The organism is Ferrimonas sp., from assembly GCF_048263965.1.
Lineage (GTDB): Bacteria > Pseudomonadota > Gammaproteobacteria > Enterobacterales > Shewanellaceae > Ferrimonas.
Map to the genome: position 1 here is coordinate 62,837 of NZ_JBLXDO010000010.1, position 26,038 is coordinate 88,874.

The following is a 26,038-nucleotide window of genomic DNA, read 5'->3' on the forward strand; positions in this document are numbered from 1 at the left end:
AGATCCAGGATCCTGCGCCGGATCAGAATGGATCCTTAAGATCGAGCTTAGGCAATGAATTTAAAGAGGTTTTTGTTTGATTTGTGGGCGGGTAACGTGAGAGAATGCGCAAAGTTTCGACGCCGTAATACCGCTAAAGAGAGTGACACCCATGACCACCATAGTGATACTGCTGCTGGCTGCCGTCGGAGGCGGACTGCTCTACCGTCATATCAGGCTGGGCAAAGGGCTGGCCCCACTGACCGAAGATCACCTGCACAGGCTGGAGAGCCACCTTGAGCAGCTCAAGAGCAGTGGCATGGTCAATCAGCAGGAGTGCGACGAGTTCCGCCGCCAGTTTCAGTAAAGCAGCGCCTGGGTCTGATTGCGGCTGGTGTTGGCCTGGGCCATCAGATTCTGCATCCTTTGGCCAAACCCCTGGGGCTTGAGCAATAGACTCAGGGCATCGAGTTGCTGAGGCAATTCCTGGAGCTGCAATCCGCCGTTCTCCCCCAACAGCCTCTCTGATGCCAGCTCCAAAGCACTGCGCATCTGCTTGAGCATACGAGCCAGTTTGGCGACCACCCCCTGAACCCTGGGCAAAGATTCCCTTATCCCCTGCAGATCAGTAAATATCCACCCTCTGGGGTCCTGCCAATGGTGCAGCTCCACCAACTTGATCCCCCGAAGTTCACCCGCGGGCAACCTCTGTCCCTGGCCCCGCATCCACCAGTGACCATCCAGCCGCTGCCAGAGCACCTCCGGCAGGGCGAACTGCAACTGCCCCTCCACTATGCTGGCTTCGACACCGCACTGGGACAAGGCCCGCTGAACCAGGGCCAACTGCCCCTGTGGCGTGCCCTGGGCGGGCAGAGGCAACTGCAGCCAGAGATCTCCGATGCGCAGATCTATGGTCTCGGCTCTGGCCTTGGCACTGAGCAGATCCACAGAATTGAGCTGGCACAGCCTGGGAGAGGAGGCCCCCCGCTCGGCCACAGGCTCCAGCCTGTGGTCCAGCAGCGGGTTACCGGCGAAACTGCCACGGCGGCCCAACATCTGCCGCCTGAACCGCTCCATCTCTTCAGCCTGAACCAGAGAACCTTGTGACAGGGCCTGGGTCATCAGCTGGTGCAGCTTGCGGGCGCGACGCCACTGCTGCATCAGGGTCTCCTCCGCCGCCTGGGCGTAGAGCACCTGGTGATGGCCGCGACTGATCCGCTCCCAGCGGTCATAGCAGAGCAGCCTGTGCCTGGAAAGGGGCGTGGCCGGCACCGGGCGGTGCTCGGCGCCGCCATTGACCGTCGGCGCACTGCCCAGGCCATTCAGCCTGGGCTGGTGAGACAGAGGTGAGACCTGGGTGTCGCGGATGGCAGAGAGCATGGGTTACATCTCGTTGAACAGGGAGAGCTGGCTGATCTTGACGAAGCTCTCCTGGGTCACCTGCAGGGCCACCAGAGAGCTCTGGTAACGGCTTTGGGCCTCGGCATAATCCAGCCCCTCCACCTCGCCCACCAATTGTTTGTTGAACAGCATCATGTCCTGATGAGAGGTTTCAATCAGGCTGAGGCTGTTCTGGCGTCCCCCTATGGTGGTCACCGCGGCACTGATGCTGGTCAGGGCGTCATCCAGTGAACCCATCATGCTGATCTGCTCCCCATCAAACCCCGGGGTCCCGGGAGAGAGAGTCGGGTCCCTGAGCACCTCGACGTAGTCGTCCAGGGCATTGAAGATGTCCTTGCCGCCTCCGGAGAAAAACAGATCCTCTCCGTGGTTGTTGGCGGTGATCCAGGTGGAGTCCGACACCTGCACCTCACGGGTCTTGTTGTCCCCCCGATAGACATAGTCACCGGCAGCATCGAGCTGGATCGGGGCGGTGGTGGTGCTGTTGCCGGCAAACAGGTAGTTGCCCTTATCATCCTTGGCGTTGGCCAGGTCCACCATGGCGTCTTTCAGGGTCGCCAGTTCGTCGGCATAGGCCTCCCGGTCCTCGGGGGAGAGGGTACCGTTGCCGGCGGCGCTGACGATCTCCCGCATGCGATTTTGCAGATCGATCATCGAGGTCAGGTAACTCTCGTTGCGGTCCAGGCTGTCAGACAAGGCACCGATGTTGTCGACGAACTGGCTGGTGGCCGCCTGGTCACGCTTTACCGTCAACACCTGAACGGCACCAATGGGATCGTCCGAAGGGCGCTGGATGTTTTTGCCATTGGACATCTTCTGCAGTAGGTCCCCCAGCTCGGCGGCCCCGTTCTGCATGCTGTGCAGGTTGTTGTTGTACAACAGTTGGGTGGAGATGCGCATCAGGGCTCCTTAGAAGGCTTGCAGCACAGTCTGAAACAGTTGATCGGCGGTGGAGATCACCTTGGCGTTGGCCTGGTAGGCCTGCTGATAGAGGATCAGGTTCGCCCCCTCCTCATCCAGGTTGACACCGCTGACCCCGGCCCACTCCCCCTGAGCACGACGCTGGGCCTGCAGGGAGGAGTCGGCGTCCAGCTTGGCCTGCTGGCTGCGGGAGCCCAGCTCCCCCAGCTTGGAGGCAAAGGCATCACCCAGGGTCACGTCCAGCCCCAGGGAGCCGAAGGTCAGTGTCTTGTCTGCCAGGGCCACCAGCTCCTTGAGGTTGCTGTTGTCCCCTGGCGTGCCATCCTGGCCGAACGCCAGCTTGTCGGCGGTAAATCCTGAGGTCACCCGCAAGGTGCCGGCAGGATTCAGGGGATCGTAGCTGAAGAGATCCTGAGTCGGCGCCGCACCATTGAGATCCGTGCCTGCTGAGAGCACCGAATTCATCTCGTCGGCCACATGGGCAGCCAGCTCATCGATAAAGGCCTTGGAGTCCACCAGGCTGTTGTCCCGGTAATCCAGCAGGCCGCCGATGCTGCCACCCACGGATTCGTCGATGGCAAATTCCGCCCCCTCCAGCGCCACGCTCAGACGGCCAAACTCCGGCTTGGCCGGATCCGGGGCCATGGAGAGCTTGGCGGCATGGGTGCCCACCACCAGGGGCTGGCCCTGGGTGAGGGCCAGATTCAGGGTGCCGTCGTGATTCTCTGACACGGTCAGGTCCAGCTGCTTGGACAGCTCGGCAATCACCGCATCACGCTCATCCAGCAGCTCTGGCGGTGCCTCTGCGGTGCCGCCATGGCCTTTCACCTCGGCATTGAGTCGCGCCACCTCCTGGAGCTGCACATTGGACTGCTCCACCGACGCGCGCAGCTGACTCTCCACCTGTTCGAACTGACTCTGCAGGCCGTCATTGATGGCGTTGAACCTGAGGGAAAGCCCCTTGGCCTCATTGACCACCGACTGACGGGTTGCCAGATCATTGGGCGAGAGCAGGTTGGCATTCAGGGCGGCAAACAGCTGATCCAGGCCGGTGGAGATGTTGGATCCTTCGGAGCCGACTATCTGCTCGACCTGGCTGAAGTAGCTGGACTGGGTCTGCTGGAAGCTGGCGCTGGTGGTGGTGCTCCACACCTGGTCCACCAGGTACTGGTCGGCGATGCGTCTCACCCCCTCTACCGCCACCCCACGGCCATAGACACCGCCCTCGACGGTGCCCAGCACCACCTGCTGACGGGAGTAGCCGGCCACCGTGGCATTGGCGATGTTGTTGGAGGTCACTGACAGGGCCGCCTGGCTGGCAAGCAGCCCGGATAGGCCGGTGTTTAACATGGTTGTCATCGGGCTTCCTTAGCAACAAAAGGCAGGATCACCGCCTGCTGCATGGCGACGGTGACCGGAGGTTGCCTATCCACAGCGACCGGGGCCGCCTCGGACTTAAACTCCCCACCCAGTTGACGGGTCAGGGCCTGGACCAGTCCGGTGCCGGCCCGGCCGCTCAATGTCAGCGACAGCTCGGCATCGTGCAGGTCACGGTAGATCTCGTTGTTCTTGGAGGAGAGCGGGCTCTCCTCGTCCGCCAGGGCATCCGCCGCCGCGCGCATGTGCTTGAGCACCGTCTGCAGGAACTGGGCCTCAAACTGCTGGCTGACGGCCTGGATGGCGCCGTTGTGGCCGTGCTGGGAGACCAGCTGGCCTGCATCCAGTCGATTCAGGTATCCGCCATTGGAACTTATCTGCATCAGATCACCACCAGTTCTGCGTCCAGGGCACCGGCCTCATCCAGGGCCTGGAGGATGGCCATCAGGTCCGCCGGCGCGGCGCCCAGGGAGTTGACCGCCTTGACGATGGTGTCCAGCGAGGTGCCCTCGGGCCAGACAAACATCGAGGCATCGCCCTGGTCGATGTTGATGTTGCTGTTGCTGGTCACCGCGGTGTTGCCTGGGGAGAACGCCCCGGGCTGGCTCACCGAGGTCTGCTCGGTGATCGCCACCGTCAGGTTGCCGTGGCTGACCGCCGCCTTATGCACCCGAACGTCCGAGCCCATCACCACGGTGCCGGTGCGACTGTTGAACACCACCCGGGCGGGCCGACGTCCCGGCTGCACCTCGAGCTCCTCCAGCATCGACATGAAGGTGACCCGCTGTCGGGGGTCACTGGGGGCGTGCACCCGTACCTTGGCGTTGCTCTGGGCCCGGGCCACATCCGGGCCAAAGGTGTCGTTGATGGCCCGTTCGATGTTGCGGGCGGTCTTGAAACTCTGATGCTTGAGGTTGAGGACGATGTCGCCGCCACTCTGGAAACTGCTGGGAATGGAGGCTTCCAGCAGGGCTCCGTTGGGGATGGTCCCCACGGTGGGCACATTGATGGTCACCGAGGTGCCGTCGCGCCCCTCGGCGGTGACTCCGCCCACCACCAGGTTGCCCTGGGCTACGGCGTACACCTCGCCATCGACCCCGCGCAGGGGCGTCATCAGCAGAGAGCCGCCGCGCAGACTCTTGGCATCGCCGATGGAGGAAACGGTCACATCCAGGGTCTGGCCCGGGCTGGCCAGAGGCGGCACCGAGGCGTGGATGGCCACCGCAGCCACGTTCTTCAGCTTGGGGTCCGAGGTGCCGTCGATCTGCACCCCGAACTGCTTGAGCATGTTGACCACAGACTGGGCGGTGAACTTCACCTGGCTCTTGTCGCCGGTGCCGGTCAGGCCGACCACCAGGCCATACCCCACCAGTTGGTTGTCACGAATCCCCTGCACATCCACCAGGTCCATCATCTGGCGGGTCTGAGGCGCAGCCACCAGAGGCAGGGGCAACGACAGGATGAGCAGAAGAATAAACAGAATTCTCATAGGTCTTCCTACATGGGGAACCAGGGGCTGTTGAAGTAGCGGGAAGCCCAACCCATGCTGTTGCTGTCGGCGATGGCACCCTTGCCGCCGTAGATGATGCGGGCGTCGGCGATGCGCTGGGACGACAGGGTGTTGCCGTTGTCGATGTCGTCGGTGCGCACCAGGCCCACCAGGCGCAGATACTCATCCCCCTGATTCAGGCGCAGCCACTTCTCGCCCCGGATCAACAGCACGCCGTTGGGCAGCACCTTGGCCACGGTCACCGTGATGGAACCGGTCAGCTGGTTCTGCTGGCTGCTGGAGCCGTTGCCGCTGTACTGATGACCGGTGCCCAGGGAGCCGCTGGTGGCGTAGCTCTTACCGTTGGAGAGCGCCAGGTCACCCTGTCCGCTGAGGTTGGTGCTCTTGCGGGTGGAGGTGTCCGCCTTCTTGCTGGCCTGGGTGCGCTCATCCAGGTTCACCGTCAGGATGTCTCCCTCACGAAAGGCGCGCTTGTCCTTGAACAGGGTCAGCATGTAGCCGGGGCGGTAGAGACTGCCGTCCTGGGCGGCGGGCAGGCTGTAATCCACCGTGGGCGGTGCCCAGGTCGGGGTGTCCGGCACCGGCGCAGGCTCAGGGAAGTGGGAGGCACAGCCCCCGAGAAACAGGAAAAACAGGGCGATCCAGGCTTTCATCACTCTCTCCTTACACCGTCTGGTTGAGGAGCTGCATCATTTCGTCGGACGCGGTCAGCACCTTGGCGTTCATCTCGTAGGCGCGCTGGGTAGAGATCATCTCCACCATCTCCTCCACCACGTTGACGTTGGCAGACTCCAGGGCGCCCTGGCGCAGGGTCCCCATCCCCTGCTCTCCGGCGATGCCTTCAACGGGCACGCCAGACGCAGAAGTTTCCGCGTAGAGGTTGTCGCCGCGGGACTCCAGACCTGTAGGGTTGATGAAGTTCACCAGGGTGATCTGGCCCAGCTCCTCGGCGTCCGCCTGACCCGCCATCTGGGCGGTCACCCGGCCATCGGAACCTATGGTGACCGTCAGGGCCTCCTCCGGAATGGTGATGCCCGGCACCAGGGGCAGGCCGCCGGCAGTCACCATCTCGCCATCGGCGTTACGGTAAAACTGTCCGTCACGGGTGTAGGCCAGGTCGCCGTTAGGCTGTTGCACCTGGAAGAACCCCTGACCTTCGATGCCCAGATCCAGCTGCTGGCTGGTGGTCACCAGATTACCGGTGGTGAACACCTTCTGGGTGCCCGCCACCCGTACCCCGGTGCCCAGCTGCAGACCGGAGGGAAGGTCGTTCACCTCATCCACCTGGCCGCCGGGCTGGCGCTGCACCTGATAGAAGAGGTCATTGAAGGCCACCCGGTCCCGTTTGAAACCGGTGGTGTTGACGTTGGCCAGGTTGTTGGCGATGGCCGTCATCTTGGTGTCTTGGGCCGTCAGGCCGGTCTTGGAGATCCACAGTGCTGAACTCATGGCGTTGTTCCCTGTTATACGTCGTTAAGCAGGCGGTTACCGGACTTGGCCAGGCTTTCCGCACTCTTCATCAATTTGATCTGGACTTCGAACTGGCGGCTGAGATCCATGGAGGACACCAGCTCCTGAACGGCGTCTACGTTGCTCCCCTCGAGGAAGCCACTGACCACCTTCACCTGGTCCACGGCGGCCAGGGGGACCCCATCCGCCGGACGCAGCAGCCCATCCGGGCTCTTGCGCATCTGGGTCATATCCGGATTCACCAGCTTCAGGCGTCCCACCTCCTCGATCACCCCGCCCTCGGCGGGAATGACGCTGATGGTGCCGTCGTCACCGACGAAGATCTCCTCGTACTCAGGCAGCACGATGGGCCCGTCCAGGCCTGCCACCGGCAAGCCTCCCTGAGTCAGCTGTCCCAAGGCATCGAGTTCCAGGTGACCGGCCCGGCTGTAGGCTTCGCCGTTGGGGGTCAACAGGGTGAACATCCCCTGGTCCTCGATGGCCAGATCCAGGGTACGGCCGGTGGGGGCCAGTTCGCCCGCCTTGCGGCTGACACCGGCACTGCCCAGCTGGGACAGCACCCGGGTCTCGGAGACCGCCAGCGCCTGAACCCGCTCCAGATCGGCACGGAAACCGTTGGTGTCGACGTTGGCCAGGTTGTTGGCCTTCAGGGCCTGGGCCGCCATCACCCGGTTGGCGCCACTGACGGCGGTGTAGAGCAACTTATCCATGGGTCACCTAGATGGCGTTGAGCAGGGACTGATTCATGGTGTCCGCCGCGGTCAGCACCTTGGCGTTGGACTGGTAGTTCCGCTGGGCGGTCATCAGGTTGACCATCTCGGCGGTCAGGTCCACGTTGGAGCCCTCGATGTAGCCAGCGGAGAGGCCCGCCAGGGTGCCGCTGCCCGGGGCGCCAACCGCCGGGTCACCGGCTTCCTGATTGGCAATCCAGGCGGTGTTGTTCACCGCTTCCAGACCGTTGGGGTTGGTGAAGTTGGCCAGTACCACCTGGCCCTGCAGCCGCTCCTCACCATTGGTGTAGGTGGAGTACACCTTGCCATCCTCGGCCACCCGTACCCCTTTCATCTCACCTGAGGTATTGCCGTTCTGGTCAATCTTGGAGGTGATGTAATCGGCGCCGTACTGGGTGGTGTTGTTCCACTCCAGGTCCAGGGTCAGATCTGCCGAGCCGGTGCCCAGGGTGGCTGCGTTGATGGTGAGAGTGTCGCTGCCGCCGGCAGTCAGGTTGCCGGAGGTGTCGAAACTCATGGTGTTGGTGTCTGCCAAGGGGGTGCCATCCACGGCGTAGTGCACAGTCCAGTTGTTGTCGGCGGTCTTGACGTAGTACTGGGTCAGGGCATGCTTGTTGCCCTGAGAGTCATAGACAGAGACGGTGTTGGAGCTGTGGTAGGTGCTCACGTCGGTGGCATCGAAGGGAGCGGTGATGGCGCTGACCCTGGCGTCCAGGTTGGCGGTCATGTTCACCTCGGTGGTGGCCCGGGCCGGAATGGAGCCCGCCTGCACCTGCAGGTCGCCCACGGAGCCGGTCAAAATGGTGCCACCACTGCTCACCGGGTAGCCCTGGAGACGGTTGCCATAGGGGTCCACCACATAGCCGTCGGCATTCTGGTTGAACATGCCGGCACGGCTGTAGAGGGTGGTGCCATCATCGGCGCCCAGGACGAAGAAACCGTTGCCCTGAATCCCAAGGTCCAGGGAGCGGCCGGTGTAGTTCATGGTGCCGTTGAGGGAGAAGTTCTGGCTGGCGCCGGTCATGGACACCCCCCCGGCCTGGCCACCGTTGTAGATGGCGGCAAATTCGCTGCGGGCTCCGCGGAAACCGGCAGTAGAGACGTTGGCGATGTTGTTGCTGATGGTGTTCAGCTCCTGACTGGTGGAGCGCAGGCCACTCATGGCGATGTTGTAAGACATAGTATCCTCAGTATCCTTATTGCACTGCGCTGTCGGTGGCGCTGACTTCGCTGATGTTGAGCACCGAAACGGTGCCCAGTCCATTGCCCATCTCCGCCATCATCATTCCTGAGGCGCTGGCAAAATGAATCTTCTCAATGGGGGCCCGAACAAAGGTGTTCACCGGCAGTTCGCTGTCCCCTGCGGTGGCGGTCACCTTGAGGCTGTACTCACCGTCCGCCAGGCCCAGCTGCTGTGGGTCCACGGCAAAGGGCACATCCCCCTTGCCCTGACTGCCCAGATCCAGAGTGGCGGCCACCTCGCCCTTGCCGTCGATCAACTGAACCTGAACCGACTCGGCGCTGTTCTCCAGATAGAGCTTGCCGTCCACAGCCTCACCACTGAGGGTGAAGCTGTCCGCCGGCACCATCGCCTGCTTGCCCAGCAGGGAAGCAGACTGAACGATGGCGGCGTTCTCCATCATGGTCATCTGGGCTGACTGGTTCTGGCGAATGTACTCCAGGCTCTCCACCTGGGAGAACTGGGCCAGCTGGGCCACGTACTCGTTGGCGTCCAGGGGGTCTGTGGGGTCCTGGTTTTCGATCTGGGCGATCATCAGGGTCATGAATTCGTTCTTCAGATCCGCCGCAGAATTGGGTTGAATCTGGTTGCTGTCACCGCTGCTCTGAGCGGCACTGTTGATGGCATTGACCGTCATGGTTACTTGGTTCCCAGTTGCAGCAGGCCCTGTTGCATGGAGCGGGCCCGGTTCATGATGTTGACGCTGGCTTCGAAGCTCTGGGTGGCGGACATCATGTCCGCCATCTCCGCCACGGTATCCACGTTGGAGTAGGCTACGAAGCCCTCCTCATTGGCGTAGGGGTGGTTCGGCTCAAAGCGCATCTCCACCGGGGCGTCGGTCTGCACCACCGCCGCTACCTCCACCTTGGCGGAGGGAACGCCATTGAACTGGTCGTAGATGGCACGAAACACCGGTTTCACCGCCCGGTAGGCCTGATCGGCGTCCGCGGCGGCAGCATCGGCATTGGCCAGGTTGCTGGCCACGGTATTCAGCCGCTGGGTTTGGGCGGCCAGGGAGCTGCCGGCGATGTCGTAGATTCGGTTGAACGACATGGTTATTGACCCTCGATGGCAGTACGAATGCCGTTGATCTTCATGTTCAGGAAGGTGAGGCTGGTCTGGAAATCCATGGAGTTGGCGGCAAAACGCGCCTGCTCCTGCTCCAGCTCCACCGTGTTGCCGTCGGCGGCGATCTGGTGGGGCACCCGGTAGTCCAGCTGATACTCCCGCTGCAGCTGGCCACTGCCCTGATACCCCTGCATCACCTTGGAGAAATCGATGTCTCTGGCCAGGTAGCCGGGGGTCTCTGCATTGGCCAGATTGGCGGCCAGAATCTTGGTGCGCTCCACCCTCAGATCCAACCCCTGGGCATGCAGGCCCAGTGCCGATTCCAGGTTGATAGCCATGGCAACTCCTAGTAACGTGTTAATACAGTCCTGGCCACTGGAATCCAAAATCCGTGCCAGGTTTTTATTTTTATATATAACAACGAGATACGCCTTGAGAGCCTGGTTTAACGGAAGCGGAAGTTCCCTGTTCCCCCTGCTGTTGCTGCTGGGGTTTCCGCTGTCCGCGACCGCCGAGGACGCCTCACAGCAGATCCGCTCCGCGGTTAATGACGCCCTCAGTGAAGAGGTGCGCCTGTGGCAACAACAGCATCCGGGCCAGTGGCTGGAGAACCATATTCGGGTCCAGCTCCCCTCAGGGGCCACCACCCTGCCCCCCTGCACCCAACCGCTGCTGCTGGAGGGGGAACGGGGGCGTTTTCCTGTGGGCCGCCAACACAGGCGGGTTACCTGCCCCAACCCCAAATGGTCCCTGCTGGTGCGTGGCACCCTCTCTCTCCAGGCCCGGGTCCCGGTCACCCGGGCCAAGTTGATGGCCGGCCACCTCATCCAGCCCTCACAATTGCAATGGCAACAGCGCAAGCTGACCCCCTCCGACGGGGATCTGCTGATGTCCATGGAGTCCATTGCCGGTCAGCGTGCCCGACGCGGCATACGGGCCGGGTCCCCCATCAAGGCCCAGCAGTTGATGCCACCACTGATGGTGGAACGCGGCCAGCAGGTGGTGATGCTGGCCCGTGGTGACAGCTTTGCCGCCACCACATCCGGCGTTGCCCTCAAGGGAGGCAGCGAAGGTGAGGTGATCAGGGTGAAGAACAGCCGATCCGGCAAAATTGTTTCCGCCCGGATCGTCGCGACAGGAAAAGTAGAAACAATTTTTTAAGTTCTTGCCGAAAATGGCCGCCCTCCATAGTCAAAGGCAACATCGATTGAGAGAACACCATGGAAATTACTCCGGTATCCCAGCAGCTGGTCTCCCTGCAAAACCAGGAGGCCAACACCAGCAATGCCCCGGTGAGTAAGCACCAGAGCGAAAACCAGTCCCAGTCTGTCAGCCAGCAGTGGCAACAGCTGAACCAGGCCAGCAAAGAGCTGGATGAGATGGACAGCGTCGACAGAAACAAGATCGCCGCCCTGCAGGCGGAACTGTCCACCGAGGGTTACCCCATCGATCTGGAACAGATTGCGGAAGCGATGCTGGAAGAGCACGGGTCGCAACAGTGACCCGAGCCGAACAGGTCCGTCAGCTGGTCAAGGGGATTCAGCTGGACGTTAAGCAGTATCAACAACTCAAGAGCCTGATTCGTCATCAGCACGGTCTGCTGGAGCGTCGTGACACCCAAGCCCTGTCCAGGCACAACAGCCGTCAGGACGAACTGTGTCAGGTGTTGCAGCAGCGTGCCCTGCGTCGCTGTGAACAACTGACGGCCCTGGGGCTTCCCGGCGACGACAAGGGGATGAAGCGACTGCTGTCGGCCATCCCCGGGGACAGCGGCAAGAAGATTGGCCTGTTGTGGCAGCAGCTGCAGCAGCTGGTGCATCAATGCAAGACCCAGAACGACATCAATGGCCGCCTGCTCAATACACAGCAGCGCTCCCTCAATCGACTGGTCGATCCCCAGAAGGCCCAGGCCCTGGAGAACGACTATGGGCAGCTGCAACCCTGAGCACCGATTGTCAGAGAAACAAAAAAAGGACCCCCGGGGTCCTTTTTTTCTGCCTTGATGCCGGGCGGCTAACGCCTGAACCCCCGAGCCGACGCCGCCATCCGGCCGCCCGCCTCATCCTGCTGGTGCTGCTCAGTGCGGTTCTGCCGCGCCTGGCCCTGCTGACGACGCTGCTCCTCAAGCCAGACCAACCCCTGGCGGCGAGCCAGGGCATGCTGCCAAAGTCGGCTGATGCGCCCCTGCTCCTGCTCCGCCAGCCCCTGCTCAAGGGCCAGCTTCTGAGTGGCGGGAATCAGCTGCCCCCGATAGTGGCTGCGATTCTGCCAGCTGAGGACATTGCCCCCAACCTGGGCCTCACCGCTGGCCTCCAGGGCCTGCTCCAGCCCCAGGCGACGGCGCTCCAGCTGCGCCAGCCTGAGCTGACTGCGTTGCTTCTGCTGCCCCAGCTGAGCCATCTGCTGCTCCTGCTTCTCCCGCAACAGCTGTATTTTACGCACCATGTTGGGTTATCTCCTCCAGCACTGTCTTCAGGGTCTTTGTGCTTTGCGCCAGGGTGACCCGCTCGTCTCTGTCCTGCTGCAAGAAGCCCGCCAATGTGGGGTAACTGCGCACCGCCAGATCCAGCTCCGCATCCTGGCCGGGCTGGTAGCCCCCCAGTGGCAGCAGCTCCCGCACCTCCTGGTAGCGGCCGAGCAGACGGCGAACCTGGGCCGACGCCTGAAGCTGCCCCTTGCTGTGCAACTGATCCGCCACCCGGCTGGCCGAGGCGTTGATGTCGATGGCGGGGAAATGCCCCTGCTGTGCCAGGGCACGGCTGAGAACGATATGGCCGTCGAGGATCGCCCGGGCGGCGTCGGCCACCGGATCCTGCTGGTCATCCCCCTCTGCCAGCACTGTGTAGAGGGCACTCAGGCTGCCATTGGGGTGTTCGCCATTGCCCGCCATCTCCACCAGGGAAGGCAGGGTCGAAAACGCAGAGGGCGGGTAGCCCCGGGTCGCCGGCGGCTCCCCCAGGCTGAGGCCAATTTCCCGCTGGGCCTGGGCATAGCGGGTCAGTGAATCCATCAGCAGCAATACATCCTGGCCCTGATCCCGGTATCCGGTGGCGATCTGATGACACAGGCGGGCGGCGCGCAGGCGCATCAGCGGCGTGGTGTCTGCCGGTGCGGCGATCACCACAGCGCGGCGACGCCCCTCCTCGCCCAGGGCATGATCGAGAAACTCGCGGACCTCACGGCCCCGCTCACCGATGAGCCCTACCACCACCACATCCGCCTGGGTGTAGCGGGTCATCATCCCCAGGAGCACCGACTTACCCACACCGGAGCCGGCGAACAGGCCAAGGCGCTGGCCCTTGCCGATGGGCAACAGGGTGTTGAGGGCACGAACCCCCACATCCAGCTGACCGGCGATGGGCCGACGAAGCAGGGGGTTGGGAACCTTTAAGTGGGTGGGCTGGGCAGTGCAGTGGCGCAGGGGGCCCTTGCCATCGATGGGGTTGCCGCTGCCATCGAGCACCCGCCCGAGCAGGCCAGGGCCCACCGGGACGGTGGAGGGGCCTGACATGGGCCGCACCCTGGCCCCAGGCATCAATCCAGAGGTGGGGTGCAAGGGCATCAGCAGCAAGGTGGCACCTTCAAAGCCCACCACTTCGGCCTCCACCTCGCTGCCATCACGGCAGCCCAGCAGACAGCGGTCGCCGGTGCCAAGCTGGCAACCCACGGCCTCCAGCATCAGTCCGTTGACCCGAATCAGCCTGCCGTAGATGGTGGCAACCGGTACCTTGGGGTGACAGGCGAGGTTAAGCACCCTGGCCATGATCATCCACCAGGTGCTTGGCCACCTGCTCCATGCAGGCATCCAGTCGGGTGGCGGTGGAGGCGTCCGCCTCGCACTCTTCGGTCACCACCCGGACATCGCCGATACCCAGGGTGGGGTCAGCCTTGAGCTCCCATTGGGCCACCTGATCCGCCGCCACCTCGGTGAGGGTGGCAAGCACACCGGGCTCCAGATGGATTACCGGGTTAGTGCGTCCATCGGGCAGGGCCGCCAGGGTCTCTTCAATCAGGCTCATGATCTGCTGCGGGTGCAGGGTCAGTTCGCAGCGCACCACCTGCTCGGCCACCCGTTTCACCAGCTCCAGGATCAGCTCCTGCTGCCCCTTGAGCTGTTGTTCGTGACCTTCACGCAGCAGCTGCTGCAGCGCGGTCAGAGGGGCGATCATGGGCGCCAGGCGCTGCTCCATCTCCTGATGAGCCTGGGCCTGGCCCTGGTTGCGGCCTTCGGCCACCCCCTGGGAAACACCCTCCTTACGGCCCATCTCCAGGCCCTCCTGGTAGCCGGCCTCACGGCCCTGATCCATCCCCTCCTGATACCCCTGCTCTACCGCTCTCTGGTAGTCGGCAGGCGAAGTGGCCGGGGCGGTGTCGCCCCCCTGAGAGCCCAGGGGCGGGAAATGGTAAAGGCGGACCCGGCTTGCTTGATTGTTCCAGTGTTGTTGACTCATTACTCCACCACCGGCTCTTCAAAGAGTTGCAGTTCCAGCTCCTTGGCTTCCATCATGCTCTTGGCTTTCTCCATGACCTCGGCACGGGCCAGATCCGCCCTGGAGAGCGCCACGGCGCCAATCGCCTCCATCCGGGTCTCAATGGAGGAGGACATCCGCTTGGGCAGGGCGCCAAGCACCGCCTTCTTGAGGGTGGAATCCACCCCTTTGAGGGAGATGGCCAGGGTCTCCGGATCCACCTCTGCCAGCAGCTTCTGCAGGGTGTCGTCCTTCTGGCGACCCAGGATGATGAAGTCGAACATGTTGTCCTCCACCTGGGTGGCCAGGGTCTGGTCGTGCAACCGGAGTACCGACATCAGTTGTTCCCTGTCGCCTTCGTAGCGATTGAGGATATCCGCCACCTGTTTCACGCCGGCCACCTGGGTGTGGCTCTTCTCCATGGCGATGGCCACGCAGCGCTCCACCAGCTGGCGAAGCTCCTCCACCACATCCCGGTCCAGTTCCCCCAAAGCGGCAATGCGCAGCAGCACCTCATCGTGGCAGTGGCCCGGCAGGTGTTGCAGCACCAGAGAGGCGTTCTCCGCAGGCAGCAGCCCCAGGAGCACCGCCTGAAGCTGACTGTGCTCGTGGGTGATCTCGTGGGCCAGCAGCTTGGGGTCCACCCACTCCAGGCGACGCACCAGGGTCTGGATCTCGTCACCATAGATGTTGTCGATGAGTCCCTTGGCCACCCGGTCGCCCAGGGCGATATCCAGGGTGCGTTGCAGGTAGCCTCGGGAGGCCCGGGCGATACCGGACTGGTCCCGATAGGCATCGAAGAAGCGGCTCAGCACACCACCGGCCTCCTCATGGGAGATGTGGCTCAGACGAGCCATCTTGTGGCTGAGGCGCTGTACATCGCTGCGGTCCAGGTGGGCCAGCACCTTGGCGGCACCCTCCTCGCCCATGCTCAGCAGCAGCATGGCTGCCTGCTCCATGTTGTCCATCAGGGACGCTTTCAGGGCATTAGTCACGTTTCTCTGCTCCAATCCACTGGGAGATCACTTCGGCCACCCGGGCCGGTTCCTCCTTGGCCAGCATGCCAAGGTGCTCCAACTGTACGGTCAGGGGTGAGCCGGGCTCCGGCAGCCCCAGGGCCACGATGGCACTGCTCAGCCCCTTCTGCTCAGGCTCAGCCTCCGGCGGCGGCGCCAGCTCCGGCGGGTTGTCGGCAACCGGCAGTGGCGGCGCCTCCTTGGGCATCCGCTCCACCTTGATCAGGTGACTGACCATGGGGCGCAGCACGAAGAAGATCAGGCAAAGCCCCACCAGGCCTCCCACCAGGTAGCGGAAATACTGGGCATATTCCGGCAGCTGCCACCAGGGCATCGGCTCTACCGGGGTCTCGGCCACCACCGCAAAGGGGAACACCGACAGGGAGAACTGGTCACCACGACTGGCATCGAAGCCGATGGCATCCCGCACCATCTGGGCCATCTGATCCTGCTGAGCCTGGGTCCAAGGCTGGGCCCCGTCGGCGCGCTGATTCACCAGTACCGAGACCGACAACTGCTCCAGTTGCGCCTGTTGATACTTGGTGTGGCGCACCGAGCGCCCCGCCTCGAAGCTGCGGCTGGACTCCTCACTCAGGGTGCTGGACTGATTCGAGGGTTGCTCCCCCTCCTGGGCCGGCGGCTGGTTGGAGAGTGCTCCGGGGATCCCCAGGGCCAGGGAGCCGTTGTTCTGGTTGCTGCGCACCTTTTCCTGCAGCAGTACCACGCTGGGATCGACGCTCTCCTGGGTCTCCTCCACCTGGTCAAAATTGATGTCGGCAGACACCTGCACCCGGAATTGCTGGGGACCCAATACCGGCAGAAGCATGCTTTCCGCCCGCTGAATCAGCTGTTGCTCCAGGCTGCGGCTGTACTCCACCTGCTTGGCACTCAGGCCGTTGGCGTTGTGGCCCAGGGCCTCATTCCCCGCCAGCAGCTCACCGCGCTGGTTCACCAGTTGCACCCGTTTGGGGCTGAGTCCGGGCACACTGCCCGCCACCAGGTTGACCACGGCGGCCACCTGGCCTGGGCTCAGGGTTTTGCCCGGCTGCAGATCCACCATCACCGAGGCGGAGGTATGGGCATCCTGCTTGCGCACAAACAGGGTGCGCTTGGGGATGGCCAGGTGAACCCGGGCGGCTTTCACCGGATCCAGGGCCATGATGGTGCGGGCCATCTCCCCCTCCAGGCCATGACGGTACCTGGCCTGCTCCATAAACTGGCTGGTGGTCACGTCACTGTCGAGGGTGTCCAGGCCACTGGGCAGCTGAGCCTTGATGCCACGAGCCGCCAGCACCATGCGCACGGCCCCCACCTGGTCGTGGTTTACCAGCAGCTGGCCGGTGCCGCGGTCAATCTGATAATCGATCCCTTCAGCCTCCAGCACCTCGATGATTTGGGCACTGTCGTACCCCTCCTGATTGCCATACAGGGGGCGAAGGTTGCCCCCGGACTTCCATAACACCAGGACGATGACGGTGGCGGCGATCACCGCCAGTACCGACACCAGCAGCACCTGCCCCTGCCCCCCTTCGGAGCGGACAAAGCGCTGCCAGACGCTGCGAGCGCCGTCAAGGAAGCCGAGAGGTTGAGCGGATTGGGATAATACGGTCGACATAGTGCTCCCCTAGATCGGCATCTTCATGATCTCGTCCAGCGCGGCCACCAGACGATTACGAATCTGCACCATGGCGCTGAATGAGAGGCTGGCCTTCTGCGACGCCACCATGGCGCCCACCAGGTCATCACTTTCCCCGGTTTCCACCGCAGCGGTGCGGGCCGACGCCAGGTTCTGGTCGGTATTGACGGACACGACCTTCTGCTTCATCAGCTCTGAGAAGTTGGCCGCCTCGGCCTGGTCCTCGGCCGGACGGATGAAGCCCGCCGCCTGGTCCTTCTGCAGGGCCATGGTCGCCAGCATCGATTGCTCGGTAATAATGCTCATGATTGCTCAGCTTCCTCTACGCGGCACATTCGGCGTTTTTGATAATGGCATCCACATCGATGCCCGCTTCCCGCATCTGCGCCATCTTGTAACGCAGCGCCCTGGTGGTCATCCCCAGGGTCTCGGCGCTGCGGCTTCGATGGCCGCCGAACCGTTTCAGGGTGTCGATGATGTACTGGAACTCCGCCTGCTGCTTGGAGGCTTTGAGTCCCTGACCCGTGGCGGCACTCGCCGGAATCACCTGTTGCTGGGGCAGTCCCAGCTCCAGGGCCTGCAGGGCGGTGCCCCGGCGCATCACCAGGGCCCGCTGTACGCAGTTATCCAGCTCGCGGACATTGCCCGGCCAATCATGGGCCAGCAGCGCGGCGCGGGCGGCTTCACTGAAGTAGCAGCTGTCGTCCCCGGCCAGATGGTTGTGGCGCTCAAGCAGGTGATCGGCGAGCGGCAGAATGTCTTCGCGGCGCTCCCGCAGAGGTGGCAGGTGCAAGGGCAACACATCCAGACGGTAGAACAGGTCCTCCCGGAAGTTGCCTTCGCTCACCTCCTTGCGAAGATCCTTGTTGCTGGCAGCGATGATGCGGATATCCAGGTTAATGGGCTTGTGGCAACCCAGTCGCTCCACTTCGCGCTCCTGCAACACTCGAAGCAGCTTGGCTTGCAGCATCAGCGGCATCTCACCAATCTCGTCCAGCAGCAGGGTGCCGCCGTTGGCCAGCTCAAACTTACCCGCCTTGTCCGCATGGGCACCGGTGAACGCCCCCTTGGCATGGCCGAAGAGCACCGACTCCAACATCGACTCAGGAATGGCCGCGCAATTGACCGCCACAAACGGTTTGTCCGCCCGGGCGGAGTGGCGGTGAATGTAACGGGCCAGCTGCTCCTTGCCGGTGCCACTCTCACCAGAGAGCAGCACGCTGGCCTCGGTGGAGGCGGCGCGATGAGCCAGCATCAGCAACTGGCGGCTGGCCGGCGCTTCTGCCACCAGATCCGCCCGGCTGCTTTCGATGGTGATGAGACGGCGAATCAGCCGGTGCAACTGCTCCAGATCCAGGGGAGCCAGCAGATAATCCTGGGCGCCGCAGCTCAGGGCGGCGCTGGCCACCTCACCGGCATCCGGGTCTACCAGCACCACTTTCATGCTGCCAGCAACCTCAGCCATCTTCTGACTGACCTGTTCAGGGGAGCACCCCTGCAAGCCAACCAGGGTCAGCCAGGCGGGTTTTCGGCTGTCGATATCCAGCAGGGTAAACCCCTGAAGGTCCAGCTGAGCCCGGTCGCACCCACTGAGTTCAAATCCAGCAATTCGAATGGAGTAATCGCTCATTCTCCGCTCTCCTGAGCATTGAGTATTTTTGGCAGGGTGCTGCTCATGTCCGGCGCCGCCTCCTGTGAGGGGGCCTGGTCATCTCCGGCCATCACCAGGCGAATGGTGACCCTGCGGTTCTTGGCGCGCCCTGCGGCACTGCCATTGCTGACCAGGGGGAAACGCTCCCCGTGGCCTCGAATCTCTATCTTTGCCGCGGGCACGCCGGCAGCCACCAGTCGGGCTGCGATCTCGTCGGCGCGGGTGCGGCTTAGCACCAGGTTGGACAGGCTGTCTCCGTCGCTGTCGGTATGACCATCCACCAGCACCTTGTTGATGCGAGCGTCTGCCTGAACATAGGCGGCAGCGGCGTGGATGTTGTCAGCGGCTCCAAAAGCCGGCTCCACACCGCCGCTGGAGTACCGAATCTCCAATCGTCTCACCTGCTCATAGGACATGGGCAGCAACTGGTTCAGACATTGGCGCATCTCCAGGGCGGCCGACTGGCCCTGGACATTGGCACTGGATACCCGCCACTGCTGACCCAGTTGGTCACCGAGATCCACCTGCCAATTCCAACCCAGCTCCAGGGCCTGAAGGAAGGGCTCGCCCGCCCCAACCAGCCTGGCTTGGCTCTGCTGCCAATGGGCAGAATAGTGATGGGCAACATCGGGAGAGGAGGGTTGCCACCCAGGTTTCTGAAGGCTGAACTCGGCGTCGATGCCCTGCCCAGGCAGCCAGTCTGCTTCCAGGGCCAGGGAGAGTGGGTGACCGGCGTGACGGCGTAAGACAAATCGGCCGAAATTATCGACTTCATGTATGAGACGGCACTGAAATTTGTCACCGTCAAATTTCCATCCAGCTCTTTCCAGCGGCGTGCCAAATTTAACCACCGCTGCGTTAGCGAGCGCCGGAAAAACGACAGCCGTCAAAAATACCTTATTTATCAAACTAGACATTATAGTCACTGGGCGAATTTTTAAGAGTTGGCAGACTATTATTTTTTCGACCAAGAAATCAAGTTTGAATTTATATTTTTCTACCGAGCAATCAATGAGATTTATTTTTCATTAAATATCATTGAACGCCCCGCAAACCCCTGATATGTTAGCCATCGTCGTGAATGAACGGCATGATTTGGACAACGTATTTTTGACTTTGTCAGATAATTGACTGATGTTCTAAATACTAGCCAAGAGTAAAGAAATAAATAAAAGCAGTGCTGATATGATTGATCCATATATTACGCAACATTCGTGTTGGACAGCGCTTTACACCCAGCCCAGGTCTAATGGCAGCAGGGTTTTACGAATTTAAGCTCAATTAAAGAACAGTTCATAATGAAGACAACAGCAAAAGCAAAACTATTAGCTGGTGACACTGACGCAACGGTAAGGCCTGTGGTTTTGGTCCAGGAAAAGCTGGCTCGCAGCCGCCTGCTTCGCCAGCTTGAACTGGGATACAGCCAGATGCTGGATGCGGTGCTGCAGATCTTCAAACCCCTGATGCGCCTTGGCCAGGCCACACCGGTGCGGGTCAGGCTGGACGAACAGCCCCTGCCGCCGAATCAGGGCAATGCCTGTTTTGTCCTCAGTCACGGACGCACCGCCCTGGCCTGGCTGGCCATCGACCGCTGTACCCTGGATCAGTTGGCCAGCAGCTACTACGGCGGCGCCAGCCAACGGCTGGTCAGCCCCCTGCGTCCCATCAGCCACTCCGAACTGCGCCTGGCTCATCGCATTGTCGAAACCAGCCTGGAAACCCTGCCCAAGACCCGACTCTCCATGGATGAGCTGGATCTGGAGGTGGTGCCCAGCCTGGACGGCATTCAGTCTCCCGCTTGCTGGCGTTTCGAGTGGCCCCGGAGCCACCCCTTCGAGGCCATCCGCTTCTATGTCAGCGAAGCCCTGCTCGGTTCCCTGTCCGAACAGCGCACCGAGCACAAAGCCGATCCTGAGCTGATGTCCAAGGTGAAACAGCGAATGACCCAGATTCCGGTCCAGGCCCGGGTGGAACTGGCCCGCAAAGCGGTGCCGGTCCAGACACTCAACGAATTGAAAGAGGGCGACATTCTGCCCATACATCTGCACGCCCGCTGCCCGGTTACCATAGGTGGCCGCACCCAGTTCTACGCCAGCGTGCATGCCCAAGACGGCAAACTGGTGGCCAAGCTCAACCAGGATGCCCATAAAGCTGAGGAGTACTAACGTGGTTGATGACAACCTGCTGGATGATGATCTGCTGCTGGATGACCTGCTGGAGGAGGAGGTACCGACGGCCACCGTTTCCGCTTCCCCTCAATCCCGTCCCAAGAAGGATATGGGCTTTTTTCAGCAGTTGCCCGTGCAGGTCTCCCTGGAGCTGGCGAGCGCCGAAATGACCCTGGGAGAGCTGACCACCCTGGGCGAGGGGGACGTGATCACCCTGGACCGCATGGTAGGCGAACCCCTGGATCTGCGTGTCAACGGCGCCCTGCTGGGGCGGGGTGAGGTGGTCGAGGTCAATGGCCGCTACGGCGTTCGCCTGCTGGAGGTGGAAAATACCAAGGTCTCTGGCGGCTACGATGGCTAAGCTGGCCCGCTTCTGGCCTCTGCTGCTGTTGGTCCTGCCCTTTGCCGCCAGTGCAGAGGGCCTGACCCTGCTGACTCTGGACGACGGTGACCAGTCCCAGGCGATCAACATCAAACTGGAGATCCTGGCACTGATGACCGCCATCAGTCTGCTGCCGGCGCTGCTGCTGATGGCCACCAGTTTCACCCGAATCATTGTGGTACTGGCGGTACTGCGCCAGGCCCTGGGCCTGCAGCAGAGCCCCCCCAACAAGGTTCTGCTGGGGATCGCCCTGATCCTGACCCTGTTTATCATGCGCCCGGTGGGCGAGCAGATCTACGCCAACGCGGTTCAGCCCTACGACGGCGGCGAGATCAACCTGGTAGAGGCCGCCCGGCGGGCAGAGGTGCCCCTGCGCGCCTTTATGCTGACTCAGACCCGGGAGTCGGACCTGGAGCAGATGATGCGCATCTCCGGCGATTCTCTGGATCTGACGCCAAATGAAGTGCCCTTCCTGACCCTGATGCCCGCCTTCGTGCTCAGTGAACTCAAGACCGCCTTCCAAATCGGCTTTCTACTGTTTCTTCCCTTCCTGGTCATCGATCTGGTGGTCGCCAGTGTGCTGATGTCCATGGGGATGATGATGCTATCACCGCTGATCATCTCCCTCCCCTTCAAACTGATGGTGTTTGTGCTGGTGGATGGCTGGAGCATGACGGTAGGCACCCTGGCGGCCAGTTTCGGATAGCCTCATGGATACTCAAGTTCTCAGTACCCTGTTTGCCGATGCCGTATTGCTGGTGGTCAATATGGTGGCGATACTGATTCTCCCCGGCCTGGCCCTGGGGATCATCATCGCGGTGTTTCAGGCCGCCACCCAGGTCAACGAACAGACCCTGAGCTTTCTGCCCAAGCTGATCATGACCCTGCTGATGGTGCTCTTTGCCGGCCACTGGTTGCTGCAACAGGTGATGGACCTGTTTCAGCGTCTGTTCAATGACATCCCCTACCTCATCGGCTAGCCCATGCTGACTCTGACCAGCGCCGAACTGGGCAGCCTGCTAGGCCACATCTGGTGGCCCTTCTGCCGGTTGATGGGCGCCTTCAGCGTGATGCCCATGTTCTCCAGCGCCCACGTCACCATCCGCGTCAAGATACTGCTGGCCCTAGTGCTCTCTGTGGTGATGGCCCCCATGGTGCCCACGCCGCCCCAGGTGGATGCCGCCTCACTCACCGCGGTATTGCTGGCCGCCGAACAGATCCTCACCGGCATGCTGCTGGCGTTTCCCCTGCTGCTGCTTGTTCATGTGCTTACCGTACTGGGCTCTGTGGTTTCCATGCAGATGGGGCTCTCCATGGCGATCATGAACGACCCGGTCAATGGCATGAGTCAAGCCATCGTCAGCCAGCTGCTGATGCTCTACGGCATCCTGATGTTTCTGGCCCTGGAGGGCCACCTGGTGGCCCTGGGCATCCTGGTGGACAGTTTCACCCTGTGGCCGGTGGGCAGCGGCATCTTCAACCTGCCCCTGGAGATGCTGGCCCTGAGGTTTGGCTGGATCTTTGCCTCGGCCCTCACCCTGGCAGTACCGGCGGTCACCGCCATGCTGCTGGTCAACCTCACCTTTGGTGTCCTCAGCCGGGCCGCCCCCAGCCTCAACGTCTTCGCCCTGGGCTTTCCCATGTCGATGATGATGGGCCTGGTGTGCCTGCTGCTGGTGTTCACCGGCCTTCCCGGACTGTACGCGGAGCTGACCAGTGACGCCCTGAGGGTGATGCTGCACGCGATCGGGGGGACGCCATGAGCAATGAGCAGTCCGGCGACAAGACCGAACAACCCACGGCCAACCGGCTGCGCAAGGCCAGGGAGCAGGGGCAGGTTGCCCGCTCCAAGGATTTTTCCAGTGCGGTACTGCTGCTGGGGGCCGCCACCCTGCTGGACAGCGGCAGTGGCTACCTGGCCAGTTTCATTCAGGGGGTGGGGAGCAACAACTTCTCCGTCACCCGGGCCGCCCTGGAGGCTCCCGGCATGATGCAGCAGCACCTGGGGCTGGCCCTGCTGATGTTGCTGCAGACCCTGGTTCCCTTACTCGCTGGCCTCTACCTGCTGACCGCCGCGGCCGCCGCCCTGCCCGAGGGCCCTCTGCTCAACCTGGGCAACGCCGGTTTCAAGCTTAGCCGCATCAGCCTGATCTCCGGCTTCGGCCGGCTGTTCTCCCTGAACTCCTTGGCAGAGCTGGGCAAGTCCATTCTCAAGGTGGTGCTGATTGCCGGCACCATGCTGCTCTACCTGCGCCAGGTGTGGATCACCCTGCCCAAGCTGGCCCAGCAGCCCCTGCCACTGGCCCTGGAGCGGGCGTCCGACGTGCTCACCAGCGGCCTCTACTGGCTGGCAGGCGCCGTCGCCATTGTGGGGGTGATAGACCTGCCGTATCAGGCCTGGAGCCATAAGCGCAAACTGAAGATGAGCAAGCAGGAGATCAAGGATGAGCATAAGCAGCAGGAGGGCAAACCCGAGGTCAAATCCCGCATCCGCCAGCTGCAGCAGAAGATGGCCAGAAGCCGCGCCGAGGTGGCCCTGCCCCAGGCGGACGTGCTGCTGATTAACCCCAGCCACTACGCGGTGGCACTCAAGTATGAGCCAGAGAAGGCCGATGCCCCCTATGTGCTGGCCAAGGGGGTGGACGAGGTAGCCCTCTACATGCGCTCCCTGGCACCCAAATACGATCTGGAGGTGGTCAGCGCGCCCCCTCTGACCCGGGCCATCTACCACTCCACCCAGGTGGAGCAGCAGATTCCGGCCCAGCTCTACCATGCCATCGCCCATGTGCTCAGCTATGTGCTGCAGCTCAAGGCCCACCGGCGTGGCAAACAGGGGCGCCCCGAGCCCCTGCCCCAGTTCCACATTCCCCAACACCTGCGTCACGATTGAGGATAACCGATGACACGGCTGCTACAGTCACTGACTAACAACAAAGGCTTTATGGGCATCCCGGTGATGCTGCTGGCGATCCTGGCGATGGTGATTCTGCCACTGCCCCCTTGGCTGCTGGACATCCTGTTCACCTTCAACATCATCCTGGCCATTCTGGTGCTGCTGGTGTCGGTCTCCATCCGCCGCCCGCTGGAGTTCTCCGTCTTCCCGACCCTGCTGCTGCTGGCGACCCTGATGAGGCTGACCCTGAACGTCGCCTCCACACGGGTGGTACTGATTGAGGGCCACCAGGGCGGCGACGCCGCCGGTAAGGTGATTCAGGCCTTCGGTGAGGTGGTGATTGGCGGCAACTACGTCGTCGGTGCCGTGGTGTTCCTGATCCTGATGATCATCAACTTCGTGGTGATCACCAAGGGCGGCGAGCGTATCTCCGAGGTGTCCGCCCGCTTCACCCTGGACGCCCTGCCTGGCAAACAGATGGCCATCGACGCGGATCTCAATGCCGGCACCCTGACTCAGGAGCAGGCCAGAACCCGACGCCAGGAGGTGGCCCGGGAAGCGGACTTCTACGGAGCCATGGACGGCGCCTCCAAGTTTGTCCGCGGTGATGCCATCGCCGGCATACTGATCCTGGCCATCAACATCATCGGCGGTATCTGCATCGGCATCTTCATGTACGATCTTGGCGCCGCCGACGCCTTCAAGACCTACGCACTGCTTACCATAGGTGACGGCCTGGTGGCCCAGATCCCGTCACTGCTGCTGGCCACCGCCGCCGCCATCATTGTCACCCGGGTGTCCGACGCGGAGGAGATGCCCAAACAGCTCTCCCGCCAGCTGCTGGCCAACCCCAAGGTGCTGGGCACCGCCGCCGGCGTCATGGCGATCCTGGGACTGGTCCCCGGCATGCCCGCCCTGGTGTTCCTCTCCTTTGCCACCGTCCTGGGGTTCGTCGCATTCCGTCAGTCTCAGCTGGCCCCGGAGGCGCCCCTGGAAGAGGTGCAGGAGAAGGCGGAAGAACTGGTCAGCGAACCCACCCAGCCCAGCTGGGATGCCCTGCCCCACACCGACATCATCGAACTGGGGGTGGGTTACCGCCTGGTGCACCTGGTGGACCGCAGTCAGGGGGCGGAGCTGATCAAACGGCTCACCGGCATCCGTCGCACCCTCTCCGAACAGGCAGGCTTCCTGCTGCCGGAGGTGCGGGTCAGGGACAACCTCTCCCTGCCCCCCAATGGCTACCAGATCTCCATCCTCGGCACCCCGCTGGCTAAGGCAGAACTGCAGCCGGAGCGGCTGCTGGCTATTCAGAGTGGTCAGGTGTATGGCAACATCGAGGGGATCATCACCAAGGACCCGGCCTACCAGATGGACGCCATCTGGATCGACAGCAATGACAAGGCCAAAGCCTTGAACCTGGGCTACTCGGTGGTGGACCACGCCACCATCATCGCGACCCACGTCAGTAAGCTGCTGCGGGAAGCCCTGCCGGAGATGCTGCAACACGATGACATCAACGCCATCGGCGAGCGGCTGGCCATGGTGGCGCCCAAGCTGTCGGAATCGCTTTCCACCGCCCTGACTCCGGTGCAGCAGCTGAAAACCTTCAGGTTGCTGCTCAGGGAGCAGGTCTCCCTCAAGGACATTCGCACCGTGGCCACCACCCTGCTGGAGTCCAGTGACGCCACCAAGGACCCTGTGCTGCTGGCCGCCGATGTGCGCTGTGCCCTGAAACACAATCTGGTGCATCAGATTGCCGGCGAGAGCGGCAAGCTCAGCGTCATCACCCTGGCGCCGGAGCTGGAGCAGCAATTGCTGACCTCGCTCAACCAGGCCCAGCAGGGCGGTCAGGTGGCGCTGGACTCCTTCCCGGTCGATCCCCAGTTGTTGGCGCGGCTGCAGCAGGCAATGCCCGAGCACCTGGCTGCCGCCCGCCAACAGGGTCACCCCGCCATGCTGCTGGTGGCCCCTCAGCTCAGGCCGCTGCTGGGCCGTTATGCCCTGGCCTTCGCCCGGGGCCTGAATGTGCTCTCCTACAACGAGGTACCGGAAACCCGGGAGCTGCAGATCGCCGCCCAGCTCACCGCATAAATCCATCCTGTTCTCCCTGCCACGGAACGGCTTTC

Annotated in this window: 31 protein-coding genes; 11 read left to right on the forward strand and 20 right to left on the reverse strand. The window is 62.5% G+C overall.

Annotated features, from left to right (window positions below; genetic code table 11):
- The first annotated feature begins 151 nt into the window (after positions 1 to 151).
- Entirely contained in the window at positions 152 to 346 is a 195-nt protein-coding gene (locus tag ACN0RV_RS10805; RefSeq protein WP_417347609.1) for a hypothetical protein, read from the forward strand.
- Here the strand turns inward: ACN0RV_RS10805 and ACN0RV_RS10810 are convergent.
- From ACN0RV_RS10810 to flgB, 12 genes are read right to left on the reverse strand one after another with little or no spacing between them, the layout of a single operon-like run.
- Positions 340 to 1,359: a hypothetical protein gene (locus ACN0RV_RS10810; RefSeq protein ID WP_417347610.1), complete on the reverse strand. Its 1,020-nt coding sequence runs from the start codon at positions 1,357 to 1,359 to the stop codon at positions 340 to 342. The genes ACN0RV_RS10805 and ACN0RV_RS10810 overlap by 7 nt on opposite strands.
- A gap of 3 nt (positions 1,360 to 1,362) precedes the next feature.
- Positions 1,363 to 2,280 (reverse strand): flagellar hook-associated protein FlgL, encoded by a 918-nt coding sequence (flgL, locus tag ACN0RV_RS10815; protein ID WP_417347611.1) that lies wholly within the window; start codon positions 2,278 to 2,280, stop codon positions 1,363 to 1,365.
- A gap of 9 nt (positions 2,281 to 2,289) precedes the next feature.
- Positions 2,290 to 3,660 (reverse strand): flagellar hook-associated protein FlgK, encoded by a 1,371-nt coding sequence (flgK, locus tag ACN0RV_RS10820; protein WP_417347612.1) that lies wholly within the window; start codon positions 3,658 to 3,660, stop codon positions 2,290 to 2,292.
- Positions 3,657 to 4,061, reverse strand: coding sequence for a rod-binding protein (locus tag ACN0RV_RS10825; protein WP_417347613.1), 405 nt, complete (start codon positions 4,059 to 4,061; stop codon positions 3,657 to 3,659). The genes flgK and ACN0RV_RS10825 overlap by 4 nt, the downstream gene beginning before the upstream one ends.
- The gene (locus ACN0RV_RS10830) at positions 4,061 to 5,167 is read right to left on the reverse strand and encodes a flagellar basal body P-ring protein FlgI (RefSeq protein WP_417347614.1); all 1,107 of its coding nucleotides are present in this window, start codon (positions 5,165 to 5,167) and stop codon (positions 4,061 to 4,063) included. The genes ACN0RV_RS10825 and ACN0RV_RS10830 overlap by 1 nt, the downstream gene beginning before the upstream one ends.
- An 8-nt stretch (positions 5,168 to 5,175) precedes the next feature.
- Positions 5,176 to 5,841 (reverse strand): flagellar basal body L-ring protein FlgH, encoded by a 666-nt coding sequence (gene flgH, locus ACN0RV_RS10835; RefSeq protein WP_417347615.1) that lies wholly within the window; start codon positions 5,839 to 5,841, stop codon positions 5,176 to 5,178.
- Positions 5,842 to 5,851: 10 nt separating this feature from the next.
- Positions 5,852 to 6,637, reverse strand: a complete 786-nt coding sequence (gene flgG / locus ACN0RV_RS10840) for a flagellar basal-body rod protein FlgG (protein ID WP_417347616.1) — start codon at positions 6,635 to 6,637, stop codon at positions 5,852 to 5,854.
- Between the two features lie 14 nt (positions 6,638 to 6,651).
- Positions 6,652 to 7,368, reverse strand: coding sequence for a flagellar basal body rod protein FlgF (locus ACN0RV_RS10845; protein ID WP_417347617.1), 717 nt, complete (start codon positions 7,366 to 7,368; stop codon positions 6,652 to 6,654).
- Between the two features lie 7 nt (positions 7,369 to 7,375).
- Positions 7,376 to 8,569, reverse strand: a complete 1,194-nt coding sequence (gene flgE / locus ACN0RV_RS10850) for a flagellar hook protein FlgE (protein WP_417347618.1) — start codon at positions 8,567 to 8,569, stop codon at positions 7,376 to 7,378.
- A gap of 16 nt (positions 8,570 to 8,585) precedes the next feature.
- Complete coding sequence (locus ACN0RV_RS10855) at positions 8,586 to 9,266, reverse strand: flagellar hook assembly protein FlgD (RefSeq protein WP_417347619.1); 681 nt, start codon at positions 9,264 to 9,266, stop codon at positions 8,586 to 8,588.
- Positions 9,267 to 9,268: 2 nt separating this feature from the next.
- Positions 9,269 to 9,682, reverse strand: a complete 414-nt coding sequence (gene flgC, locus ACN0RV_RS10860) for a flagellar basal body rod protein FlgC (RefSeq protein WP_417347620.1) — start codon at positions 9,680 to 9,682, stop codon at positions 9,269 to 9,271.
- Positions 9,683 to 9,684: 2 nt separating this feature from the next.
- Positions 9,685 to 10,035: a flagellar basal body rod protein FlgB gene (gene flgB, locus ACN0RV_RS10865; protein ID WP_417347621.1), complete on the reverse strand. Its 351-nt coding sequence runs from the start codon at positions 10,033 to 10,035 to the stop codon at positions 9,685 to 9,687.
- A 94-nt stretch (positions 10,036 to 10,129) separates the two neighbouring features.
- On the opposite strand from flgB, the gene flgA reads away from it, so the two are divergent.
- The 3 genes from flgA to flgN are packed head-to-tail and all read left to right on the forward strand — an operon-like array spanning position 10,130 to position 11,642.
- Entirely contained in the window at positions 10,130 to 10,858 is a 729-nt protein-coding gene (flgA, locus tag ACN0RV_RS10870) for a flagellar basal body P-ring formation chaperone FlgA (protein ID WP_417347622.1), read from the forward strand.
- Between the two features lie 59 nt (positions 10,859 to 10,917).
- The gene (flgM, locus tag ACN0RV_RS10875) at positions 10,918 to 11,199 is read left to right on the forward strand and encodes a flagellar biosynthesis anti-sigma factor FlgM (protein ID WP_417347623.1); all 282 of its coding nucleotides are present in this window, start codon (positions 10,918 to 10,920) and stop codon (positions 11,197 to 11,199) included.
- Complete coding sequence (gene flgN / locus ACN0RV_RS10880) at positions 11,196 to 11,642, forward strand: flagellar export chaperone FlgN (protein WP_417347624.1); 447 nt, start codon at positions 11,196 to 11,198, stop codon at positions 11,640 to 11,642. Before flgM ends, flgN begins: the two co-directional genes overlap by 4 nt.
- 68 nt (positions 11,643 to 11,710) lie before the next feature.
- Here flgN and ACN0RV_RS10885 read toward each other — a convergent pair whose 3' ends face one another.
- The 8 genes from ACN0RV_RS10885 to ACN0RV_RS10920 are packed head-to-tail and all read right to left on the reverse strand — an operon-like array spanning position 11,711 to position 19,320.
- A complete protein-coding gene (locus tag ACN0RV_RS10885) occupies positions 11,711 to 12,142 on the reverse strand; it encodes a flagellar FliJ family protein (RefSeq protein WP_417347625.1) in 432 nt (143 codons plus the stop codon).
- Complete coding sequence (locus tag ACN0RV_RS10890) at positions 12,132 to 13,460, reverse strand: FliI/YscN family ATPase (RefSeq protein ID WP_417347626.1); 1,329 nt, start codon at positions 13,458 to 13,460, stop codon at positions 12,132 to 12,134. The genes ACN0RV_RS10885 and ACN0RV_RS10890 overlap by 11 nt, the downstream gene beginning before the upstream one ends.
- Positions 13,444 to 14,148, reverse strand: a complete 705-nt coding sequence (gene fliH / locus ACN0RV_RS10895) for a flagellar assembly protein FliH (protein ID WP_417347627.1) — start codon at positions 14,146 to 14,148, stop codon at positions 13,444 to 13,446. Before fliH ends, ACN0RV_RS10890 begins: the two co-directional genes overlap by 17 nt.
- On the reverse strand, positions 14,148 to 15,134 hold the full coding sequence (locus tag ACN0RV_RS10900) for a flagellar motor switch protein FliG (protein WP_417347679.1): 987 nt from the start codon (positions 15,132 to 15,134) through the stop codon (positions 14,148 to 14,150). Before ACN0RV_RS10900 ends, fliH begins: the two co-directional genes overlap by 1 nt.
- A gap of 19 nt (positions 15,135 to 15,153) precedes the next feature.
- Positions 15,154 to 16,797, reverse strand: a complete 1,644-nt coding sequence (fliF, locus tag ACN0RV_RS10905) for a flagellar basal-body MS-ring/collar protein FliF (protein ID WP_417347628.1) — start codon at positions 16,795 to 16,797, stop codon at positions 15,154 to 15,156.
- Between the two features lie 9 nt (positions 16,798 to 16,806).
- Entirely contained in the window at positions 16,807 to 17,124 is a 318-nt protein-coding gene (fliE, locus tag ACN0RV_RS10910; protein WP_417347629.1) for a flagellar hook-basal body complex protein FliE, read from the reverse strand.
- Positions 17,125 to 17,140: 16 nt separating this feature from the next.
- Positions 17,141 to 18,448 carry a sigma-54 interaction domain-containing protein gene (locus ACN0RV_RS10915; protein ID WP_417347630.1) on the reverse strand — a complete coding sequence of 436 codons (1,308 nt, stop codon included), beginning with the start codon at positions 18,446 to 18,448 and terminating at the stop codon, positions 17,141 to 17,143.
- A complete protein-coding gene (locus ACN0RV_RS10920; RefSeq protein ID WP_417347631.1) occupies positions 18,445 to 19,320 on the reverse strand; it encodes an OmpA family protein in 876 nt (291 codons plus the stop codon). Before ACN0RV_RS10920 ends, ACN0RV_RS10915 begins: the two co-directional genes overlap by 4 nt.
- A 507-nt stretch (positions 19,321 to 19,827) precedes the next feature.
- On the opposite strand from ACN0RV_RS10920, the gene ACN0RV_RS10925 reads away from it, so the two are divergent.
- From ACN0RV_RS10925 to flhA, 7 genes are read left to right on the forward strand one after another with little or no spacing between them, the layout of a single operon-like run.
- Positions 19,828 to 20,634: a FliM/FliN family flagellar motor switch protein gene (locus ACN0RV_RS10925; protein WP_417347632.1), complete on the forward strand. Its 807-nt coding sequence runs from the start codon at positions 19,828 to 19,830 to the stop codon at positions 20,632 to 20,634.
- A gap of 1 nt (position 20,635) precedes the next feature.
- On the forward strand, positions 20,636 to 20,998 hold the full coding sequence (locus ACN0RV_RS10930; RefSeq protein ID WP_417347633.1) for a FliM/FliN family flagellar motor switch protein: 363 nt from the start codon (positions 20,636 to 20,638) through the stop codon (positions 20,996 to 20,998).
- Positions 20,991 to 21,725, forward strand: a complete 735-nt coding sequence (gene fliP / locus ACN0RV_RS10935; RefSeq protein ID WP_417347634.1) for a flagellar type III secretion system pore protein FliP — start codon at positions 20,991 to 20,993, stop codon at positions 21,723 to 21,725. Before ACN0RV_RS10930 ends, fliP begins: the two co-directional genes overlap by 8 nt.
- 4 nt (positions 21,726 to 21,729) lie before the next feature.
- The gene (locus tag ACN0RV_RS10940; protein WP_417347635.1) at positions 21,730 to 21,999 is read left to right on the forward strand and encodes a flagellar biosynthetic protein FliQ; all 270 of its coding nucleotides are present in this window, start codon (positions 21,730 to 21,732) and stop codon (positions 21,997 to 21,999) included.
- A 3-nt stretch (positions 22,000 to 22,002) separates the two neighbouring features.
- On the forward strand, positions 22,003 to 22,782 hold the full coding sequence (fliR, locus tag ACN0RV_RS10945; RefSeq protein ID WP_417347636.1) for a flagellar biosynthetic protein FliR: 780 nt from the start codon (positions 22,003 to 22,005) through the stop codon (positions 22,780 to 22,782).
- Positions 22,779 to 23,909, forward strand: coding sequence for a flagellar type III secretion system protein FlhB (flhB, locus tag ACN0RV_RS10950; RefSeq protein ID WP_417347637.1), 1,131 nt, complete (start codon positions 22,779 to 22,781; stop codon positions 23,907 to 23,909). The genes fliR and flhB overlap by 4 nt, the downstream gene beginning before the upstream one ends.
- 9 nt (positions 23,910 to 23,918) lie before the next feature.
- A complete protein-coding gene (gene flhA / locus ACN0RV_RS10955; RefSeq protein ID WP_417347638.1) occupies positions 23,919 to 26,003 on the forward strand; it encodes a flagellar biosynthesis protein FlhA in 2,085 nt (694 codons plus the stop codon).
- Positions 26,004 to 26,038 lie beyond the last annotated feature (35 nt).